General features: G+C 71.9%; 15 protein-coding genes. 7 read left to right on the plus strand and 8 right to left on the minus strand.

Annotation, left to right across the window (positions count from 1 at the left end; genetic code table 11):
• The first annotated feature begins 31 nt into the window (after positions 1–31).
• Positions 32–466: a CBS domain-containing protein gene (locus tag AB0K52_RS20845; RefSeq protein WP_363534813.1), complete on the plus strand. Its 435-nt coding sequence runs from the start codon at positions 32–34 to the stop codon at positions 464–466.
• A gap of 166 nt (positions 467–632) precedes the next feature.
• On the opposite strand, the gene AB0K52_RS20850 is transcribed toward AB0K52_RS20845, so the two are convergent.
• Entirely contained in the window at positions 633–1,859 is a 1,227-nt protein-coding gene (locus AB0K52_RS20850; RefSeq protein ID WP_363534815.1) for a histidine kinase, read from the minus strand.
• A 141-nt stretch (positions 1,860–2,000) separates the two neighbouring features.
• Here AB0K52_RS20850 and AB0K52_RS20855 point away from each other — a divergent pair, with 141 nt between their 5' ends.
• Both AB0K52_RS20855 and AB0K52_RS20860 read left to right on the plus strand, forming a co-directional pair.
• A complete protein-coding gene (locus AB0K52_RS20855) occupies positions 2,001–2,861 on the plus strand; it encodes a type II CAAX endopeptidase family protein (RefSeq protein WP_363534818.1) in 861 nt (286 codons plus the stop codon).
• Between the two features lie 62 nt (positions 2,862–2,923).
• Positions 2,924–3,589, plus strand: coding sequence for a response regulator transcription factor (locus AB0K52_RS20860; protein WP_363534821.1), 666 nt, complete (start codon positions 2,924–2,926; stop codon positions 3,587–3,589).
• 133 nt (positions 3,590–3,722) lie between these two features.
• On the opposite strand, the gene AB0K52_RS20865 is transcribed toward AB0K52_RS20860, so the two are convergent.
• Together AB0K52_RS20865 and AB0K52_RS20870 are read right to left on the minus strand one after the other, a co-directional pair.
• Entirely contained in the window at positions 3,723–4,868 is a 1,146-nt protein-coding gene (locus AB0K52_RS20865; protein WP_363534824.1) for an epoxide hydrolase family protein, read from the minus strand.
• 240 nt (positions 4,869–5,108) lie between these two features.
• Positions 5,109–8,048 carry a DUF4132 domain-containing protein gene (locus AB0K52_RS20870; RefSeq protein WP_363534827.1) on the minus strand — a complete coding sequence of 980 codons (2,940 nt, stop codon included), beginning with the start codon at positions 8,046–8,048 and terminating at the stop codon, positions 5,109–5,111.
• 276 nt (positions 8,049–8,324) lie between these two features.
• Between AB0K52_RS20870 and AB0K52_RS20875 the strand changes: the two genes are divergently transcribed.
• Both AB0K52_RS20875 and AB0K52_RS20880 read left to right on the plus strand, forming a co-directional pair.
• The gene (locus tag AB0K52_RS20875) at positions 8,325–9,065 is read left to right on the plus strand and encodes a GTP pyrophosphokinase family protein (protein WP_363534984.1); all 741 of its coding nucleotides are present in this window, start codon (positions 8,325–8,327) and stop codon (positions 9,063–9,065) included.
• An 84-nt stretch (positions 9,066–9,149) separates the two neighbouring features.
• Positions 9,150–9,695, plus strand: coding sequence for a VOC family protein (locus tag AB0K52_RS20880; RefSeq protein ID WP_363534830.1), 546 nt, complete (start codon positions 9,150–9,152; stop codon positions 9,693–9,695).
• 25 nt (positions 9,696–9,720) lie between these two features.
• Here the strand turns inward: AB0K52_RS20880 and AB0K52_RS20885 are convergent, their stop codons facing one another.
• Positions 9,721–10,677 carry a transcriptional regulator gene (locus AB0K52_RS20885; protein WP_363534833.1) on the minus strand — a complete coding sequence of 319 codons (957 nt, stop codon included), beginning with the start codon at positions 10,675–10,677 and terminating at the stop codon, positions 9,721–9,723.
• Between the two features lie 182 nt (positions 10,678–10,859).
• Here AB0K52_RS20885 and AB0K52_RS20890 point away from each other — a divergent pair, with 182 nt between their 5' ends.
• Positions 10,860–13,181 (plus strand): heavy metal translocating P-type ATPase, encoded by a 2,322-nt coding sequence (locus AB0K52_RS20890; protein WP_363534836.1) that lies wholly within the window; start codon positions 10,860–10,862, stop codon positions 13,179–13,181.
• A gap of 91 nt (positions 13,182–13,272) precedes the next feature.
• On the opposite strand, the gene AB0K52_RS20895 is transcribed toward AB0K52_RS20890, so the two are convergent.
• Positions 13,273–14,700 (minus strand): endo-1,4-beta-xylanase, encoded by a 1,428-nt coding sequence (locus AB0K52_RS20895; protein ID WP_363534839.1) that lies wholly within the window; start codon positions 14,698–14,700, stop codon positions 13,273–13,275.
• 289 nt (positions 14,701–14,989) lie between these two features.
• Between AB0K52_RS20895 and AB0K52_RS20900 the strand changes: the two genes are divergently transcribed.
• The gene (locus tag AB0K52_RS20900; protein WP_363534842.1) at positions 14,990–15,985 is read left to right on the plus strand and encodes a LacI family DNA-binding transcriptional regulator; all 996 of its coding nucleotides are present in this window, start codon (positions 14,990–14,992) and stop codon (positions 15,983–15,985) included.
• 44 nt (positions 15,986–16,029) lie between these two features.
• Here the strand turns inward: AB0K52_RS20900 and AB0K52_RS20905 are convergent, their stop codons facing one another.
• From AB0K52_RS20905 to AB0K52_RS20915, 3 genes are read right to left on the minus strand one after another with little or no spacing between them, the layout of a single operon-like run.
• Complete coding sequence (locus AB0K52_RS20905) at positions 16,030–18,393, minus strand: glycosyl hydrolase 53 family protein (protein ID WP_363534845.1); 2,364 nt, start codon at positions 18,391–18,393, stop codon at positions 16,030–16,032.
• A gap of 11 nt (positions 18,394–18,404) precedes the next feature.
• Complete coding sequence (locus tag AB0K52_RS20910) at positions 18,405–19,901, minus strand: RICIN domain-containing protein (RefSeq protein ID WP_363534848.1); 1,497 nt, start codon at positions 19,899–19,901, stop codon at positions 18,405–18,407.
• A gap of 38 nt (positions 19,902–19,939) precedes the next feature.
• Positions 19,940–21,181, minus strand: coding sequence for an RICIN domain-containing protein (locus AB0K52_RS20915; protein WP_363534851.1), 1,242 nt, complete (start codon positions 21,179–21,181; stop codon positions 19,940–19,942).
• Between the last annotated feature and the right edge of the window lie 22 nt (positions 21,182–21,203).

Genomic DNA, 21,203 nt, shown 5'->3' on the forward strand with positions numbered 1-21,203 from the left:
GCGCCACTCACTGTGCAAACGGGAGGGTCCTATGCGCATCAGCGACATCCTTCGATCCAAAGGCGCCGGCGTCGTCACCATCGGACCCGAGGACTCGGTGGCCAGCCTGGTGGCCGCGCTCGCCGAGCACAACCTCGGCGCCCTAGTCGTGACGACGGACGGGGCCACCGTCGCCGGCATCGTCTCCGAACGCGACATCGCCCGGGGCCTCCAGTCCGGACCCGACCTGCTCGACGCGCCCGTCTCCCAGATCATGACCACCGAGGTGCACACCAGGAACCCGGACGACTCCATCGAGGACCTCATGCTCCTCATGACCGAGCGCCGCATCCGCCACGTCCCCGTCGTCGCCGGCAACGGCGCGCTGGTCGGCATCGTGAGCATCGGCGACGTCGTCAAGGGCCGCATCGGCCAGCTCGAATTCGAGAAGCAGCAGCTCGAGGGCTACATCGCCGGAGCCGGCTGACCCGCAGCGACGCATCGCCTCTCTGAGCTGTGCGAAGTCATGGATGTCAGACCCATATGGGACCGTGTCTTTTCGGTTGGTCGGAGGCGGATGCGGGTGGGAAGGGGCATGCCCTACGTCGCGCCGCCGCGGCGTGGCGACGCCGCTCGCTCCGCCGACCGGGGGCTCATCGGCGGGCAACAGGGCGCAGCGGGAGTGCGGCTCGCAGGGTCCATGCCGTGTCGTCTTCGATTCCCGCCCAGGTGTCCCCTCCTAGGACGCGGATGCGTTCGGCGATGCCCGCAAGGCCCCGCCCGCCGGAGCCGTTCGCGTGAGTGTCGGTGAGGGGGTTGACGACTCGCAGGTGGAGCCGGTCGTCGGCAAGATCGAGGTGGATCTGGATCTCGGCGCCGGGGGCGTGCCGGAGGGCGTTCGTGACCCCCTCTTGCACGATGCGGTAGGCCTCCCTCGAGATGAGCGGCGGCACCGCCGCCGCGGCGGCATCGAGTTCGGCTCCGGCATCGCCGTCGCATGCGATGGTGAGTTCGGTGCCCGTGCTCGCGATCCGGTCGCGGAGGGCGGCGAGGTCGGACAGGGTCGGTTCGGGGTGGGTTGCGGACGGTTCGCCGCGGAGGACGCCGAGGGCGCGGTCGAGGTCGTCGAGGGCCGCGCGTGAGGCGGACTCGATGGCGTCCATGGCGAGCCGGGCGCCCGCGGGGTCGGATGCCATGGCCTGCTTGGCGACTGCGGCCTGGATCGTGGAGGCGGTCAGGGTGTGGCCGATCGAGTCGTGGAGGTCGCGCGCCAGCCGGTTGCGGGCGGCGGCGCGGTCGGCCTCGGCTTCGGCCGCGGCGAGGCGTTCGCCCAGCCCCGGGCCGAGGAGCAGCGGGGCGAGGCGGCGCATGAGGGCGGCGTAGCCGGCGGCGAGGTGGACCGTCGCGACGACGGCTCCCACCGCCGCCGCGAGCGTCCAGGCCCCGGCCGCGCCCGGCGCGATCCGCAGTTCCGCCCCGAAGGCGATCGTGTCGCCGCCGTTGAGCCACACCATGGGAAGGCCGAGGGTGAACAGCGCCAGGCTCGAGGCGCCCGCCAGCGCGCCGCCGGCGAGCGTCCACGCCAGTGTCCAAGCGGCCGTCGCCGTGCGGCGCGGGCGCAGTGGACGCGGCAGTCCGGTTCCCAAGAGGCCGTTGGCGAGGCGCACGCTCGCCCGCCGCACCGGTACGAGGAGTCCGATCGCGCCGGTGAGGAGCCACGCGGCCGCGGCGAACGCGGGCGCCGGAACGGCGGCGGGCCAGAGGACCAGCAGGCCTGCCGCGGCCAGGGCGACCGCGCTCACCGTGACCACTCCGAGGAGGGCGTGCACCCAGCCGCGGTACGGGCCGGCGGTGAACGGGAGGCGGAGGCACTGTCGCATGAGGCGAGTGTGCCAGGACCACCTGGCGGGCTGCCTCCCTCTCGCGAGGGATGTGGAAACCACGCTTTCTAGGGAGTCGGGGAGGCCGCGCCGCGGCGACCGTTGTGGAGTGACAACCGCCTTCCGAAAGGACCGCCTCGCATGACGACCCGTACCAAGGGCGTACTCGTCTTCATCCTCATTTCGTTCGGCCTGGCCTGGGCCGGGATGTTCATCGCGCGACTGGTCTTCGACCTGTCGCTGGTGAACCCGCTCGTGCAGCTCGCCGGGATCGCCTTCACTCCGGCGATCGCGGCGATCGTCGTCCGCAAATGGGTGACCCGCGAAGGGTTCGCGGACGCGGGCATGCGGCCGCGGATCCGCCGGAACATCGGCCTGTACCTCGCCGCGTGGCTCGGCCCGCTCGGGTTCGCGGCGGCCACACTGGCGGTGGCCGCGGCCGTCGGCGAGTGGGAGTTCGACCTGTCGGCCTTCGCGCTCCTGCCGGGACAGCCCGTATGGGTCTCGATCGCTGTGCTGCAGCTCGTCGTGATCGTCCTGGCCCCGATCTACTGGGGCGAGGAGTTCGGCTGGACGAGCTATCTGCGGCTGCGGCTGTTCCCGGAGCGCCCGTTCCTCTCGACGCTGCTGACCGGGTTCATCTGGGCGGTGTGGCACTACCCGCTCGCGTTCCTCGGCTACATCGAGTTCGCGAACGTGGCCTTCGGCCTGGTGGTGTGGACGGTCATGTTCATGCTGCAGGAGGTCATCCTCACCTGGCTGCGCATGCGCAGCGGTTCGGTCTGGACCGCGAGCCTCGCCCACGCGGGCAACAACATGATCTTCGCCATGCTGGTCGGAGAGGCGATGGCCGACAACACCCCGGACATGCAGACGCTTGTCGCGGTCGCGCCCTCGGCGGCGCTCGCGGCCTGGATCGTCTTCAGCGGCCGCCTGGCCGCCGACCGGCCGGAACCCGTTGCAGTGCCTGAATCCCGTCCGGTCGCGGCCGCGCACGGCTGAGGGCTCAGGCCTTGGCCTCCGGCACCGCGTCAGGGCCGTCGGCGGGGTGGCATCATCGGGCGATGCCCACTCCGCCGATCTCGGTGCTCATCGCCGACGACGACCCGCTCGTGCGCACCGGACTGCGCGCGCTCCTCGCCGCCCGGCCCGAGATCGAGCCGGTGGCCGAGGCCTCCGGCGGCGACCAGGTGCTGCCGTTGGTGCGCGCGCACCGACCGGACGTGGTCTTGATGGACGTCCGCATGCCCGGCATGGACGGCATCGAGGCGACCCGAGTGCTGCGCGAGACCCTGGACGAACCGCCGCAAGTCCTGGTCATCACCACGTTCGAGAACGACGAGTACGTGTACCGGGCGCTGCGCGCCGGCGCGGCGGGGTTCATCCTCAAGCGCAGCGACATCGAGCAGATCGCCCGCGCGATCCTCACCGTCGCCGCCGGAGACGGACTGCTGTTCCCCGAGGCGATCCGCTCGCTCGCCGCCGAGCACGCGCCGCCGGGCAACGCGCACGGCCCGATGGCGCTCACCAAGCGCGAAGCCGAGGTCCTGCGCCTGATCGCGGAGGGCCTGGCGAACCAGGCCATCGCGGCACGGCTGTTCCTGTCGCTGGAGACGGTGAAGACCCACGTCCGCAGCGTGCTCACCAAGCTCGGGGCCGCCAACCGCACCGAAGCGGTCATCATCGCCTACGAGTCGGGCTTCGTGCGTCCGCGCGGCGGGCGGTCCTGACACGATCGGCTTGCGGCGCAACCGGTGGCAGAGCAGTGACGCGACGGAGAGCAGCGGCGTCTCCGGTGAGCGGCTCGCCGATGGCCGAAGCCTGGTTGGCCGATCCCGCGCCGGCGGAGCCGCCGCGGAGGCGCTAAACCACCTCGCGGAGCGGTCGGAAGCAGTCGCGGAGGTCCTGGACGAGGAGGTCGGGCGCCTCCATCGCGGCGAAATGGCCGCCCCGGTCGAACTCGGACCAGTGCACGATCCGATGCGCCCGTTCGAGCAGCGGCCGGACCGCCGGGTCGGACGGGAAGACCGCGATGCCCGTCGGCACCTCGGACCGCGCCGGGGCCGGCTCGTCCCGCACCGCCCGGTACTGGTGCGCCGAAGACGCGCCGGTGCCCGTGAGCCAGTAGAGGGTGACGTTCGTCAGCAGCTGGTCGACGTCCACCGCGTGCTCGGGGAGGTCCGCAGCGGGATCGGTCCAGTCCTTGAACTTGTCGACGATCCAGGCGAGTTGGCCTACAGGAGAGTCGTTGAGCGCGTATGCGATCGTCTGCGGCTTCGTGGACTGGAGGTCCGCGTAGCCGGTGCCGTGGCGGACCAGGGCGCGGACGCCGTCAAGACGGGCGCGCTCGGCTTCACTGAGCGCCGCCAGAGCGGGGTCGCCGGGATCGGGGAGCTCCAGGCCGCCGTTGATGTGCACGCCGACGACGCGGTCGGGCGCGAGGCGGCCGAGGGCCGGTGACACTTTGGATCCGGTGTCGCCGCCGTGCGCGCCGAAGCGGTCGTAGCCGAGCCGGTCCATGAGCGCGAGCCAGGCCCGGGCAATGCGGTCGTGCGTCCAATCGGGAGCGGCAAGCGGCGTCGAGAACCCGAAGCCCGGCAGTGAGGGAGCCACGACGTGGAAGGCGTCCGCGGGGTCGCCGCCGTGGGCGCGCGGGTCGGTGAGGGGGCCGATGATCCGCATGAACTCGACGATGGAGCCGGGCCAGCCGTGGGTGATGACGAGCGGCAGCGCATCGGGTTCGGGCGAGCGCACGTGCAGGAAGTGGAGGCGCTGGCCGTCGATCTCGGTGAGCCCCTGCGGAAAAGCGTTCAAGGCCGCTTCCTGCGCGCGCCAGTCGTACCGGCGCAGCCAGTGGTCGGCGAGGCCTCGGAGGTAGGGCACCGGGACGCCGCCGGCCCAGCCCGGTTCGGGGGCGTCCCAGGGCCAGCGCGTGCGTTCCAGCCGTTCGCGCAGGTCGTCCAGCGCGGACTGCGGGATGTCGATGCGGAAGTCGGTGATCGGGTCCATGCGGTTCCTTTCATCCGGGCGCTTCGACCCATACAACCACGCGGTCGGCGCGCTGTCCGCCGAGAAAACGGCGGGCGGCGCGCCGTCCACGTGTTCTGTGCATCAGGGAGCGGCGGTATCCGAGTCCGTGGGTTCGCTCGCAAGGCGGAAGGCCCTCCCGGGGTGGTATCGGGAGGGCCGACAACGCGGCGAGCGGGCGAACGGGCCGGACAGCGACCGCTCTGATGCACGGGACAGTTCCTAGTCCTTCGCGACCTTCTCCAGCTCGGCGATGACCTCCGCGATCGCGACCGGGTCGAGCGGCCCTTCTGGCAGCCTGACCGTCTCGAGGACTTGCGGCTCGTCGGCGTCGAAGTAGGGTCCGCCGGCGTAGCCGGGCGAGAGGGCGGCCTCGACGGTGCCGCCGCCGGGGAGGCGCCGCGCGATCGCCCGCGTCCAGTTGTCCTGGCGCACCGCGTGCCAGCGGCCGCGCGTGAGTCCGTGCAGCGGCCCGGTCCGCGCCTTCCGGCCCTCGAAGCGGGTGAGCCGCCCGGCCTCGGCCTCGGCGGCGGTCAGGGTGCGGGCGGGGCGGCCGAGCTGGTCGAAGGGTTGCAGCACTTCGTAGTCGGCGAGCTGCCGCTGCCACGCGGGGAGCGCGTCGCCGAGAAGCACGGGGTGTGCGAGCCGGACGCGCGCTTCGTCGGGCATATCGACGGTGTCGTCTTCGACGTCCGCGAACGTGCGGTCCTCGGCGAGCCGGAACGCGAGCGCGGGTTCGTCGGCCTGCCAGACGAGGCGGCGGGCCAGCTCCCACAGCAGCGGGTGGGCGACGATGCGCTCCCGGAATTCGGCGACCGTCCAGGTGCGGCCGTCGGCCATCGCCCGCTCCAGGCGCTGGACCTGCTCGGTCGTGACGGCCGCCGGACCCTGTTCGGGCACGAGGCGATCGGCGAGCTGCTCGGCGTCCAGGCCGAGGCCGGCGGCGACGAGTTCGACCTGGTTCTCGGCCGCCGCTTTGACCGCCTTGGAGCCCCTGAACCTGGTGAGGCGGTGGACGGCGCGCAGCGCCTCCTCGGTCTCGACGGCGCCGAGCACTTCGAGCGCGTTGAGCGCCCGCTTGGAGAGGCGCTGGTCGGGCCAGGCGCGGATGCGGGCTTCGAGGCGTTCGACCGTGCCGGCGTCGGCGAAGCGGGCGAGCTGCGTCAGCGCCCACGTGTCCTTCCCGGGCGCGTCGTTGATCTCCCAGGACTCGAAGACGGCCCACGAGAACGCGGCCAGGCTCGCGGGGTCGCAGTGCTCCTTGACGATCGCGATGCCCGCGTAGGGGATCGCGAGGGAGTCGAGGCTCATCGCGCCGACGATGTGCTCGACCGCGGAGCGCGGCAGCCTCGCGTCGCCGCCGCGCACGAGCACTGGGGTGCCGAGGACCGGTTCGACCCACGCGGGGACCTTCGGTGCTTTGCGGCCGTCGAGGTCGAGGGGGTCGACCGCGAGGATCGCGGCGACGGCCGACACCGCCGCTTCACCGTAGGGGGCGGCGGCGTCAAGGACGGTGTCGTCGCCGAGCCTGCGGGCGGTGTCGCGCAGCGCCGCTTCGGCGGCCTTGCGCTGCTTGCCGGCCTTGCCGATCGCGTCGGGGACGAGCCATGCGGCCGCGTCGGCGCCGTGGCGGTCGAACCAGGCGGTGACGCTGACGCTGGTGGAGCGCAGCCGCACGAGCCAGTCGGCGGCGAGGCGGGCCGCCGCGACGCCGGTGAGGGGCGGGAGGGCGCGGTGCAGGTTCGGCGCCTTCGCGAGGGACGCGAGCACGTCGGCGGGTTCGGCGGCGTCCGCGAGCCGCCGCTGGATGGGGTCGCCGTCGCGCCAGGCGTCCTGTTCGCCTTCGCGCCAATGCAACCCGTCGCTCCCGTTGAGCGGCGCGACCTCGACTGCCGGGTGTTTCCGCTTGGCGGTCTTGCGCTTCCACGGCGGGCTTGCGAGGAAGTCGGGCAGCGCCTCGGCTTCGGGCGGGACGCCGTCGAGTCGCCGCAACCGGTCGATCACGTCTTTGACCTCGGGTTCGGCGACGGGGAGTGCGGCTTCGAGCATCGGCGAGGTCGCCAGCAGGTGCGCGAAGCGCGACCGCAGGGACGGGCTCGCTGCGGGTGCCTTGCGGGCGAGGCCGCGCAGCATCCGGCGCGGGAAGCGCTCGGCGAAGTCGCGCGCGAACGGCCCGGTCCGTTCGGCGACCAGGTTCACGAGGAGGTAGTCGGCGACCGCGTCGCTGGGGAGTCCAGCGAGGACGACGTGCATGCCCTCGTCGCCGATGTACTCGTGGGTGTCGACCTCCAGGGCCGCGATGAGGAGCGGGGCGCAGTCGGCGCCGAAGGCCTCCACGAGCGAGGCGACCGCGTCGGAGTGCGGGTTGTGGCTGGGGGCCCGGTGGAACCCGGCCGCCGCCAGCAGTTCGAGCGAGGGCGCGATGGCGGTGAGCTGGTACTGGTCGTGCCAGGTCTTCATGTCCCGTTCGGGCCATTCGGCGCACACCGCGTCGACCCAGTCCCGCTCGGTCGGCATGACGAACGCGCGGGCCAGCCGCTGCTGGTGGTTGCGACCGAAGGGCTCGAGCACGGCCCGGTATCGCCGGTAGTCCGACTCTGATTGGGCCGCAAGGAAGGCTCGCAGGTGCCACTGCTCGGTACGAGTCCATTGCGCGCCCCGAGGCTGCTCGGTCGCGTACCGGAACGCGGGCGAATCGGGCCGGTACCGCGTCGGCGCGTAGACCTTCCCGGTGTGCTCGCTCACGATCCGGATCTCGAACTGCCGCATGAGCGCACGGGTGGCGAACTCGGCGCCGTGCTCGTGGATCCAGGCGTCGAACTGGCGGTAGTCCTTGGACACCTCGTACAGGCTGGTGGAGCCGGCCGCGGCCTGGAACACGGCCGCCGCGCCGAGCGGATCGGGCTCACCGTCGAGGTAGGCCCGGGCCGCCGCGGCTATCGCGGACTCGCTGGCCGGGGACGCGACGGCCGCCTGAACCTGCTCCGCGGTGCGCTCCCGGACCTCCTGCCAGTGCCCCGGCATGGACGCATCCGCTGTGTAGGCGACGTCGCCGGACGGGAAGCCGCGCCGGGGCGCGGGCTTGAGTTCGAACGTCCCGCGGTAGTCGAGCCAGGGCCGGGTGGGATCGCGGTCCTCGTTCGGGAGCTGCACATCGGTCATGGCCAACATTCTGGCGCGGCCGTGCCCGTGCCCCGCTGCCGTGCCCGCCGAGCGGTCTCCCTGGGCGGCATCGGGCTCGCCGAAGGCGCCATCGCGCGGGTCTCACCCTTGCGGCCGTTCGGTTTATGAGGGTTCCGCACTTGCTACGGTGATCCATCCAGTTGAGCGAGCAGTGACCGTCCCCTGACGGTCGGGGAGGTACGGGCCGTGGCAGAGGGCATCGCCGAGCGGCGTCGTGAGGATCGCGGCGAAGGGGCGCCGGAGGTCGGCTCCGCCATGGTGCAGGCCGACGGGGGGATGCTCGACTTCGCGCGGCAGATGCGGGAGGACTTCGCGCGCTTCATGATGGAGTACCAGTTCGCCGTCGACGAAGTGCTCACGAAGGTGACGATCCTGCGCGAGGAGTTCCGGCACCTGCACCGCTACAACCCGATCGAGCACGTCACCTCCCGCGTCAAGTCCCCCGAGAGCATCCTCGAGAAGGTCGCGCGCCGGAACCTCCCGCCGCGGCTGGAGTCGATCCGCGCCAACATCACCGACATCGCCGGCATCCGGATCACCTGCGCGTTCAAGGCCGACACCTACCGGATCCTCGACGCGCTCACCTCGCAGCACGACGTGCGGGTGGTCGAGATCAAGGACTACATCGCCAAGCCGAAGCCCAACGGCTACAAGAGCCTCCACGCGATCATCGAAGTGCCGATCTTCCTCTCCACCGGGCCGGTGCCGGTGATCGTCGAAGTGCAGATCCGCACCATCGCCATGGACTTCTGGGCGAGCCTGGAGCACAAGATCTTCTACAAATACGACGGCGAGGTCCCCGAGCACCTGGCCGCCGAGCTCTCCGCGGCCGCCGACGCCGCCGCGCACCTCGACCAGCGCATGGAGCAGCTGCACGCCGAGGTCCACGGCCCCGCGGGCACCCACGACTCCGAGCCGCCCGCGGTCCCAGAGATCGGCGACGACCTCCTCCGCCGACTCTGGACCCTCAACGGCCCCGGCGCGCCGCGGTCGTGAGCGACCGGCTCGGCGATGCGGACAGGATCGGTCCTCATCGCCGGTGACCATGGCGGAGTCAATCTCCGATGAGAGGAAAACGCCATGGCAACCCCACCCGCCGTCCCGGCCGGATCGAACACCGTGAACCCGTTCATCGTCGCCGACGCCGCAGGGGCACTGATCGAGTTCCTGGTCGCCGTCTTCGACGCCGAGGACGTGCCCGAGGCCCGCACGCTCGACACCGATGGACTGATCCTGCACGCCGAGCTGCGGATCGGCGATTCGACCGTGACGGTCGCCGACCGCAAACCCGCCTGGCCGTTCACGCCTTCGCTGATCCGCGTGTACGTCGACGACGTCGAAGCGGTCCTCGCCCGGGCCGAGAAGCTCGGCGGGCGCATCGTCACGCGGCCCACCGACTTCTTCGGCGACACCCTCGCCCGCTTCCAGGACCCGGCCTCGAACCTGTGGTGGGTCTACCGGCACGACCCGGGCGCGGAGCAGGACTGGTCCGAGGACGCCGAAGGGTGGTCCGAGACCGGGGAGGCCGCCGATTGGACCGCGTTCACCACGCCTGAGCTGGAGTACGTCCACTCCTCCCTCGACGAGGCGATGAGCGCGATCCGCGACACCCGAACCGCCGGCTGAGGGCCGCGCTGGGCCGGTGGCGCGGTCACCGGTCCAGCGCGTCGGCCGTCCGCGCGAGCAGCGCCCGCAGCTCGGCGCGGTCCGCATCGGGGATCTCGACCCGGTAGGGCGTGCCCGCCGGGAGCCACGAGAGGCCGTACGCGATGTCCCGCGCGCTCGCGCCGCCCACCGGCCAGCGCGTCCGCTCCGGTCCCTCCGCTGTCGCGCCCTTCGCCCATTCGCCAAGGGCCGCTTGGAATGCCGCGAGCGGCATGTCGACGACCGCCGCCGCGTCGGGCACCCCCGGGCTCCATGTCCTCGCGACGGTGACGAACTCATCGACCTGCTTGGGCGACAGCGTGCGCGGGGTGCCGCCGACCCGCAGGTGCTCGACGGCGGCGAGGCGGTCGGCGCGGAAGGTGCGCCAGTCGGCGCGGTCGAGGTCCCAGCAGACGAGGTACCAGTCGCCGCCGGTCGGGACGAGCGTGTGCGGTTCGACCCGCCGCTCCTGCTCCTCGCCGCCGCCGGGTCGGTACCGCAGCCGCACCCGTTCGCGGTCGCGGCACGCCAGCGCCAGGTCCACGAGCACGTCGGTCGCGGCCCCGTCCCGGCCCGCGGTCCCGGGTTCGGGGCCGAAGGCGCGCACGCGCCGCCGCAGCCGGGCGGGCAGCACCTGTTCGAGCTTCGCGAGGACCGACAGCGCGAACTCGGCGCCGCGCGCGAGGCGACCCGCCGCGACTAGGCGGAGCCCGATCGCGATGGCGACCGCCTCTTCGTCGGAGAGCAGCAGCGGCGGCAGCGAGGCGCCCGCTTCGAGGCGGTAGCCGCCGAACGCTCCCGGCGCGGAGTCGATGCGGTAGCCGAGGTCGCGCAGGCGTCCGACGTCCCGCCGCACGGTCCGGACGGTGACGCCGAGCCGCCGGGCCAGCTCCGGCGCGGACCAGTGCCGGTGCGATTGCAGCAGGTTGAGCAGACTGAGCGCGCGGGCGGTCGTGTCGGACATGGGCCGATCATCCGGCATGACGGTGACAGATCCCGTCCTGGTAGGCCGCAGGTCGGGGCTCCCCTGTTTCTCAGACCGGGGCGCGGGAATACCTCGGGTGGACGAGTGGTTGCATAGCCTTGCCAGATACCCCCTAGGGGTATATGGTCGAAGCGTTCGGCAACCAGAGGAAGGAGCCTCCAGTGAGCGGTCACCACGCCCGCGGCGACGACACGGGGCACCACCAGCGCACACCGCACGCCGACCACACCGAGCCCCATGCCGGCCCGGCCGCGGGCGGGCACCACGAGCACCACGGTCACGGCGCGCACGAGGCCCCGGCGGGCCACGGACAGGACCAAGCCGAGGCCGTCCACGGCGGGCACGCGGCCCACAGCCCCCACGGGGCCGACGCGGGCCACGGCGGGCACGCGGCCCAGAGCCCTCACGAGTCCGACGCGGGCCACGGCGGACACCCGACCCACAGCCCCCACGGGGCCGACGCGGGCCACGGCGGACACGGCGGGCACGACAAGCACGCCGGGCACGATCCGGAGGCCTTCCGCCGCAAGTTCTGGCTCAGCCTGGCCCTGACCGTGCCGCTGGTCGCCACCAGCCACATGGTGATGGACTGGTTCGGCTACACACTGGACTTCCCGGGGATGGCGCTCGTCGGTCCCGTCCTCGGTACGGCCGTGTTCCTCTACGGCGGTTGGCCGTTCCTCGTCGGCGGCGTGCGCGAGATCCGCGACCGCGCGCCCGGCATGATGCTGCTCATCGCCACCGCCATCACGGTCGCCTACATCGCTTCGCTCGCAACGAGCCTCGGCCTGTTCGACCTCGAGTTCTGGTGGGAGCTCGGCGCGCTCGTCACCATCATGCTGCTCGGCCACTGGCAGGAGATGAAGGCCATCGGGCAGGCCCGCGGGGCGCTCGCCGCGCTCGCGGCGCTGCTGCCCGACGAGGCCGAGCGGGTGGGCGAGGACGGGAGCACCTCGACGGTGCCGGTGCACGAGCTGGGGATCGGCGACGTGGTGCTGGTCCGCTCCGGCTCGCGCGTCCCGGCCGACGGCGAGATCGTCGACGGGGAGGCCGAGATGGACGAGTCCATGATCACCGGCGAGTCCCGGCCCGTGTCAAGAGGCGAAGGCGACCGGGTCGTGGCCGGGACCGTCGCCACCGACTCGGCGATCCGCGTGCGCGTCAACGCGGTCGGCGACGACACCGCGCTCGCGGGCATCCAGCGCCTCGTCTCGCAGGCGCAGGAGTCGCGCGGCCGCGGGCAGGTCCTCGCCGACAAGTTCGCCGCGCTGCTCTTCTACGTCGCCATGGCCGCGGGCGTCGTCACGTTCGCGGTCTGGTCGCTCCTGGGCGACGCGACCTCGGGCGTGGTCCGCACGGTGACGGTCCTGGTCATCGCCTGCCCGCACGCGCTCGGCCTCGCTATCCCGCTGGTCATCTCGATCACCACGGCGGTCTCGGCCAAGGCCGGCATCCTCGTCAAGGACCGGCTCGCGATCGAGAGGATGCGCACTGTGGACGCCTTGCTCTTCGACAAGACCGGGACGCTCACCAAGGGCGCGCACACCGTCGCCGGCATCGCCGGGGCCGGCGGCCGCGACACCGACGAGATCCTGCACCTGGCCGCGGCGGTCGAGTCCGACTCCGAGCACCCGCTGGCCCGCGCGATCGTGGCCCACCACGGGCACGAGCACGGTGAAGGCGCGCACGCCACGGACTTCCGTTCGCGCACCGGCAAAGGCGTCGAGGCGACCGTCGACGGCCGCCGCTACGCGGTCGGCGGCCCCGCGCTGCTCCGCGAACTCGGCATCGACGCGCCCGACGAACTGAGCGGCGACGTCGAGACCTGGTCGGGCCGGGGCGCCACGGTGCTCTACCTGATCGGCCTCGAGGACGGGGCCGAGGTGCTCGGCGCGATCGCGCTCGAGGACGAGGTCCGCCCGGAGGCCAAGCAGGCCGTCGCCGATCTACGTTCCCTCGGGGTGCGGAAGATCGCGATGATCACCGGCGACGCCAGGGCAGTGGCCGACGCGGTCGCCGCCGACCTCGGGTTCACCGCCGACGACGAGGTCTTCGCCGAGGTCCTGCCCGAGGACAAGGACCGGGCCGTGGCCGACCTCCAGTCCCGGGGACTGCGGGTGGCGATGGTCGGCGACGGCGTCAACGACGCCCCCGCGCTCGCCCGGGCCGACGTGGGCATCGCGATCGGCGCGGGCACCGACGTCGCGATCGAGTCCGCCGGCGTGGTCCTGGCCTCCTCCGACCCGCGCGGCGTCGGCGGCGTCCGCCGCCTCTCGAAGGCCAGCTACCGCAAGATGATCGAGAACCTGGGCTGGGCCGCGGGCTACAACATCGTGGCGATCCCGCTCGCCGCCGGCGTCCTCGCCGGCGTCGGCATCACCCTCAGCCCGGCCATCGGCGCCGTCCTGATGTCGGCCTCCACCATCGTGGTCGCCCTCAACGCCCAGCTGCTCCGCAGGGTCGACCTCACGCCGGAGTCCTGAGCCCCGGACGCCCGCTCGCGTCGGGCCGAACGCGGAAGGACCGGGCGGCCCATGCGGGCCGCCCGGTCGTTTTCCCTTGGGAGCAGGAGTGTTATGCGAAGGACCACCGCTGGTTGGCGGCGCCGGTGCAGGACCAGAGTTGGACCTTGGTGCCGTTGGCGGTCGCAGCACCGGCCACGTCGAGGCACAGGCCCGAGGCGGCGTTGGTGATGGAGCCGTTGGAGTTCAGGTTCCAGCGCTGGTTGGCGCCGCCGTGGCAGCTCCAGATGATCGCGGCCGTGCCGTTGGCAGTGCCGCCGCCCGAGGCGTCAAGGCACTTGCGGGTGGTTCCGGAGTAGACCGAGATCTCGCCGTTGGCGTAGGTCCACTGCTGGTTCGCGCCGGTCCAGCAGTCGTAGATCTGCAGCTGGGTGCCGTTCGTCGTGGACTGGTTCGGCACGTCGAGGCAGCGGTTCGACGCGGCGCTCCGCAGCTGGCCCGAGTCGCCGCCGCCGCCGGGGGTGCCGTTGTTCAGCGCCGCGAGCACCGAGTGGTAGGCCGGCTTCTTCTGGTAGTTGCCGTCGAAGAGCAGCGGGTTGTCGTCGCGCCACGAGTACTTGTCGGTCACGCCCCACACGGTGATGCCGGTGCAGCGGGAGACGGCCATGCAGGCCTTGGTGACGGTCTCGTAGGTCGCCGCCTGGCCGGAGCCCTGGCCGACGTCGAGCTCGGTGATCTCCACGGCCACGCCGAGGTCGGCGAAGCGCTGGAGGTTGGCCTGGTAGCTGCTCAGGTTCTCGTTGGAGGCGAGGTGGGACTGGAAGCCGACGCAGTCGATCGGGACGCCGCGGGCCTTGAAGTCGCGCACCATGTTGTAGATCGCGGTGCTCTTGGAGTTGATGGCGTCGGTGCCGTAGTCGTTGTAGCAGAGGCGGGCGTTCGGGTCGGCGGCGTCCGCGGCGCGGAAGGCCTCCTCGATCCAGCCGTTGCCGAGCTGGATCTGCAGGTTCGACTGGCGGCGCGAGCCGTCCCACTCGAACGCCTCGTTGACCACGTCCCAGGCGAAGACCTTGCCCTCGTAGTGGTTCGCGACGCCGGCGATGTGGTTGAGCATCGCGTTGCGCAGGTTCTGCCCGGTCAGGTTCTGCACCCACCCGGGCTGCTGGGCGTGCCAGACCAGGGTGTGGCCGCGGACCTTCATGTTGCGGGCCTGCGCCCAGCTGACGATCTGGTCGCCGCCCGAGAAGTTGAACTGGCCCGGGTTCGGCTCGGTCGCGTCCCACTTCATGGCGTTCTCGGCCACGACCGAGTTGAACTCGGTCGCGAGGGTGTTGGCGTAGCCGGACTCGCTGAGGCGGTTGCCGGCGACGGCCGCCCCGAAGTAGCGGCCGCTCTCGGCGGCGGAGGCCCCGAGCGTGCTCGCGGCCTGTGCGGTCCCTGATGAGAGCACGAGCGCGGTCGTGGCGGTGAGGCCCACGGTCGCGACTGCGGCGAGCGCCGACCAGACGCGATGCCGCCGCCTCGGTGAGGTGTTGATCATGTTCAATCCCTGGGTGATCGAAACTTTCGGAGAACATACCGAAACTTATGCTTTCGAACTATAGATATATTTCGATGTTTGGTCAAGGGGACCGGGCGGACAGGACCCGCCCCGACCGCGCTGCCCGCTCAGGCCCGGCGACTCGTCCGCTCGGCGGCCGGTCCGGCGCGGACCGATACACTCGGGGTCCGCGGCGCCCCCGCCGCGGCGGACCCCTGGCGCTCCCCGGACCCCCGGAAGCGGCCGATGCGCGAGTTGTGGAGGCGTGGTGAAGCGCGGCAGGATCACCATGAACGACGTGGCGGAGCTCGCCGGAGTCTCGACGATGACCGTCTCCAACGTCATCAACGACCGCGTCAGGGTCAGCCCCGAAGCCCGCGAACGGGTCCTCGCCGCCATCCGCGAGTCCGGGTACCAGATCAACGCGGCGGCGCGGAGCCTCCGGTCCGGCCGCAGCGGCGTCATCGGGCTCGCCGTGCCGCAGGTCGGCAACGCCTACTTCGGGATGTTCGCCGCGCTGGTGATCGAGGAGGCGCGGCGGCACGGTTACCACGTCGCGGTCGAGCAGACGGGCGCCGTCGCCGTGGGCGAGGCCGCGGCCGTCGCGCAGTCGCGCCGGCTCCAGCTCGACGGCCTCATCCTCTCCCTGGCGAACGCCGAAGCCGACGCACCCGGACTCCCGCTGACCGACCAGAGCCCGCCGATCGTCGTCCTCGGCGAGCAGGACCCCGCAGGCCGGTTCGACCACGTCACCGTCGCGAACGAGGCCGGCACCGCCGCCGCGACCGCGCACCTGCTCGACCGGGGCTGCAAGCGGATCGCGGTCGTCACCGGCGGGAACCTCGACCGGCTCACGATGTTCACGCGGCGGTACAACGGCTACCGGACGGCGCTCGAGGAGCGCGGGATCCGGCCCGACCCGCGGCTGCGCTTCGTCGTCGACGCGCTCTCGCGCGAGGGCGCCCGCGCCACCGGCCGCCGGATCGCGGACTCAGGGCTCGGCGCGGACGGTGTGGTGGCGCTCAACGACATGGTGGCCATGGGCGTGATCCGGGGCCTGCACGACCGCGGCGTGAGCGTCCCCGGCGACGTCCGCGTCATCGGTTTCGACGACCTGCCCGAGTCGGAGGTCTTCATCCCGTCGCTGTCGACCGTGGCCCCCGACCACCGGTGGAAGGCCGCCAAGGCCGTCGACCTGATCCTCTCCCGCATCGACGACCCGCTGATCCCGCCACGCGAGTTCACTGCGCCGTTCGAGGTCGTGCAGCGGGAGTCGACCGCCTGAACGCCTGCGGACGAAGGGCCCGGCGCACCGCCGGGCCCTTCGGTTCACAGTCCGGCGCACTGGCCGCTCTTCGGCCCCCGCACGTCGTTGCCCGATCCGGCCGGGGCCGGTTCGTTGCCGCTGCATGACAGCGGGCCGCTGATGTCGTTGCCCGCGATGACGTTCCAGCCCGATGAGCCCGTGACCGAGACGGGGCCGCGGATCTCGTTGGACGCGCAGTCCAGGGCGGGGTCGCCGAGGGTGACCGCGGTGCCGCCGTCCAGTGTCACGGGACCGGATATGTCGGTGCCGCAGAGGAACACGACCGCCGCACTCGTGGTGGTCACCGGTCCTCGGATCTGCGCGCCGTCGGCGACCAGGCCGGCCCCCGGGGCGACGGTCACCGGGCCGTGGACTGCGGTGCCCTCGGCCAGGCAGGTGGTGCCGGACGCGATCGACAGCGGGCCGGACCGCACACCGGTCACGACCGTGTCGCATGCCGGTGCGGCGTAAGCGTCCACGACATCGACGACCGCGGTGACCTCGCCGTACTCGGTCGTTCCGGTGACCGCGGTCCGGCCCGGCGCATCGGTCGCGGGGAGGTCGCCCCAGTCGACCGGGACGGCCGATCGGGAGCCGTCGGCGACAGTGAGGACCTCGACCGTGCCCGGCAGTTCGGCTGCGCTGCCGGTCAGGGCGCTGCGGTAGACCGTGTCCTCGATGACATGGGTGGCGCGGCTGCGGTGGTAGACGTCGATCGAGGCGTTCGGCTCGTACGTGTTCGCCATGCCCGGCACCGCCCGGAACATCGCTTGGAAGCCCGCGGGCTCCCAGGTGAGGGCCCCGGCCCCGCGGTTGTCCACGATGTCGTTGACCATCTGGAAGACGGCCTGTACGGCATCGGCCTGGCCCTGGACGGTGCGCGGGAACGTCGAGTTCGGCATGGTGCCGCCGCCGGTGGCGGGGTAGGAGGTCTCGGCGATCTCGAGCTCGTACTGCGGGTAGGCGGTGGCGAGCGTGTGGAGGTTCGCCTCCATCTGCGCGAGGCTGCCGTGGTGCTCGGGGTAGTACGAGAGGGCGAGCACGTCGAAGTCCTGGCCTTTGGCGTTGAGACGGGTCGTCAACTGCTGCCAGTACTCCCCCGCCTTGCCCATGCCGCTGATGCGCCCGACCACCGAGTGCAGTTCCACTTGGGACTCCGGCGAGGCGTCGCGCACGGCCGCGATCCCGGCGGCGAGCAGGGTGGTGAACCGGTCCCAGGAGTCCAGGTAGCGCTGATGTTCGGCGGGGTCCTGCGAGAACCGGTACTGCCACAGGATGCCGCCGCCGGGCTGGGACTGGTAGAGCGCGGCCTGATTGCGGAAGTACGGCGGGTCGGCGCCCGCGTGCACGGCCTCTGTGGACGGAGCGCCGACCGCCTCACTGCCCCACATGAACCCGTTGGCGATCTCGTTGCCGACCGCGACCTTGTCCGGGACGGTGCCCTGGGCGACCAGCTGCGCGACGTACTCGCGGGTGTAGTCGTAGACCGCGTCGGTCAGCTCCTCGAACTCCAGCCCGGCCCAGGCGCGGGGCTTGGGCTGCTTGCCGGGGTCGGCCCACGAGTCGGCGTAGTGGAAGTCGATGCCGAGGCCGAGCCCGCGTTCGGCGACCCACCTCGCGGAGGTGAGCGTGCGCTCGGGGCCCTGGTACGGGATAGCGTTCGGGTTGCCGGTGGACTCGTTTCGCGGCTCGTTGAACACCCGCAGCCGCGTGTACTCCATGCCCCTGTCCTGCATGACGTCGAGCAGGAACGGCCCCGCCCCGCGGTCCTCGGCCTGCGGGTGGACCCAGTACTCGCGGCCCCGCTGGTCGTCCATCCAGGACAGATCGGCGCCGAGGACGACGTCGTCTCGCAGGTAGTTGTAGACCTCGAGCTCGCTGACGCCGACCGCCGCGCCCGGTGAGGCTCCGGTGACGGCGACCCGCACGAACCTCGTCCCGGGCCGGGTGAACAGGTCGACTCCGCCCGCGCCCGGTGCTTGGGCGCCGGTCCGGTCGGCGACGGTCGCCCACGTCTCGCCGTCAGAGGAGGCTTCCACCCGGTACTGGTGGACGGCTCCCGGGTCGGCGAAGGCCACGTGGACCTTGCGGAGGTTGTCGTAGGCGCCACCGAGGTCCAGTTGGAGCCATTGGCCCGCAGCGGGTTCGGTCGGTGCCCAGGCGGTCCCGGAATCGCCGTCGACCGCGAGCGGGGCGGTCGCGGCACCGCTGCTCGCGGTCGCCTCGACCCAGGGTTTCAGGGCCAGGTTGCTCTCGATCGGCTGGATGTCGGCGGTGCCGTACAGGGCGGAGGCCGCGTCGGCCGGTCCGAGCGCGCCTACGAGCGCTCCGGCCAGCGCGAGCGCGGCGCAGGCGCCGGCCGCGGATCGTGATCGTCTGCTGTGCAAGGCGTCTCCTCTCAGCGGAACAGGCCGGCGGGCACGATGCCCTGGCGGCGCATCTCATTGCGGACGAGCTGCGCGAACTGGTCGGCGCCGTACTCGGAGGTGTGGGTGTTGTCGCTCGCCTCGTTGGTGAGGAAGAGGGCCTTGGAGCGTTCCGGGCCGAGCTGCTCGACCATCTGCTTGGTGAGCGCTGTGAGGTCGATGAGTTGCACGCCCTGCTGCTGGGCGAGGGAGCGCATCTCACGGGGCAGGTCGGCGCCGACGCCGTTGACGTGCAGGGCGGTGCCGTTGTTGAGGGTGCCGTCGCCGTTGAACGAGCGGCGGACGATCGGTGTGACGAGGACTGGGACGCCGCCTTGGGCCTCGACGCCGTCGATGAGCCGGGTGAGGTTCGAGCGGAAGGTGGCGGCGCTGGTCTGCTTGTCGTTGTGCCCGAACTGGATGAGCACGACGTCGCCGGGGCGGATGAGCGGGCGCATGGTCGGGAAGAGCCGCGAGTCCGAGAGGAAGGAGCCGGAGCTGTCGCCCGAGTCGGCGTAGTTGGCGACCGAGAGGCCCTGGTCGAAGTACTGCGGGAGCTGCTGGCCCCAGCCGGTGTACGGGCGGGTGGACTGGTCGCAGACGGTGGAGTCCCCGGCGAGGAAGAGCTGGGGTTGCCTTGCGGGGGTGACCGTCACGCTGCTGACGCGCGGCGCGGAGCCGCCGAAGTACAGGTCGAGTCCCTGGCTGCCGGTGGCGCCCGTGGGCTGGCCTTCGGGGTTGCGCACGTTGACGGTGAAAGTCTTGGTCACCTGCTGCCCGGCGGCGGTGGCCGTGGTGCCGAGCATGGTGCGCCGGGACTCGGCGGTGACCACTGTGGATCCCGTCTGGGCGCCGCCGAGGACCACGGTGACCTCGTACGTTCCCGGTGCCACGTTGTAGCGGCAGGTGATCGGCGAGGTGCCGGTGCAGCCGTCGAGGCCGCCGCCCGGGGTGCCGCCGCCGACGGGGATCAGCTGGAACTGCTGGTTGGCGCCGCCGTTGGGGGTGTACTGGCTGATACGGGTGCCGGGGGTCGTCGAGCGCTCCCAGACGTCGAGCGCCTTGCCGGACAGGCGGCTGATGAACGTCGCGTAGCCGCCGCTCTCCTGCACCTGCCACTGCTGGTTGGTGGAGTTCTGGTCGGTGTACTGCGCGATCGTCGCGCCGTCGGCGAGGCTCTTGCCCCACACGTCGATCACCTGGCCCGAGTGCCGGGCCTGGATGCGGTAGTAGCCGCCGCCTGAGTCGATGAACCGGAACTGCTGGCTCTGCGCGTCGGTGCGGGTGTTCTGGACCAGGCCGGCGCCGGTCGCGGTTGAGGCGCCCTGGATCTCGAACACGAGCCCGGAGGACCGCGACTGGATCACGTACCAGGCCGAGGTGTCGGGCGCGGCGGACGCTGCCGCGGGGGTGAAGACCAGGAAGGTGAGGACCGCTGCCGCGGCCGCCAGGACGGCGGCCGGCTTGCGCAGCCACGGGGAGGACGGCATGACCGCTCCGATCTCGAGGAGGAATGGACTGTCCCGGGCTACTTCACGTGCCCGGCGATGGGGAGCGGGAGCGCCTTCGCGCCTTCGGAGACGATGCGCGCCATCTGGTTCGCGCCGTACTCCTGGAAGTGGGTGTTGTCGGCGACGCCGTTGGGGAAGGCCGGGTACTGACCGGCGGCGAGGTGGAGGAAGACGCGTTTGGCGGCTTCGGGGCCGATGCCGTTGAGGTAGGCGCGCGAGCGGGCCGAGAGGTCGATCATGGCGACGCCGGTCTCGTTGGCGAGCTCGTAGACCTTGTTGACGTAGTCGGGGAAGGAGACCCGGAAGTTGCCGCTGGAGTCGTAGTCGCGCCGCGAGACGGGGGTGAGCAGGACCGGGACGGCGCCGCGCGCGGTCGCGCCCGCCATGTAGTGGTCGCGCAGGTACATCTTGTAGTCCGCGGGCGAGGTGTACCGCTCGGGCCGCGAGACCGTGGCGTCGTTGTGCCCGAACTGGACGAAGAGGTAGTCGCCGGGGCGGATCGCGTTGAGGATCGCGGCCAGGCGGCCCTCGTTGATGAACGAGCGCGAGGAGCGCCCGCCGATGGCGTGGTTCGCCACCGCGGTGTTCGCGTCGAAGTAACCGGCGAGCTTCTGGCCCCAGCCCATCTGCGGGAAGTAGCCGGAGTTGTAGGTCTGGGCGGTGGAGTCGGAGGCGATGAAGATCGTGGGCGTGCCGTCGCTGGGAGGGGCGCCGACGGGCACCGCCCGGAACTGCTGGTTCGTGCCGCCGTTCGAGGTGTACTGGGAGATGCGGTCCCCGGCGGTGGTGGACTTGGCCCACACGTCGAGGGCCTTGCCGGAGTGGCGGTTCACGAAGCGCAGGTAGGTGCCGTCGTCGAGGATCTGCCAGTGCTGGTCGGTGCCGCCGTCGTCGGCCCACTGGACGACGTCCGCGCCGTCGGCCCGGCTCGAGTCGCGCAGGTCGAGGACCGCGTTCGAGTGGCGCACTTGGATCTTGAAGTAGCCGCCGCCCGCGTCGAGGAAGCGGAACTGCTGGTTGGTCGCGTCGGTGCGGTTCCACTGCACCAGCATGGCGCCGTTCGCGGTCGAGCGGCCCTCGATGTCGAGGTAGAGACCTGAGTGGCGGCTCTGGAGGAGGTACCAGGCGCCGGGTTCGAACGCGGCGCGCGCGGGTGCGGCGGCGGCGAGTCCGCCCGCCGCCGCTCCGGCGACCAGGCCGGCCAGGGCGCGGCGGGTGAACTTGGCCCCGAACGGGCCGGCGGTGTCGCAAGTGCTCATGATCGCTCCAGGTGGGAGATGG

Origin of the sequence: Glycomyces sp. NPDC049804 (assembly GCF_040674615.1) — a bacterium.
Taxonomy (GTDB): Bacteria; Actinomycetota; Actinomycetes; order Mycobacteriales; family Micromonosporaceae; genus Glycomyces; species Glycomyces niveus.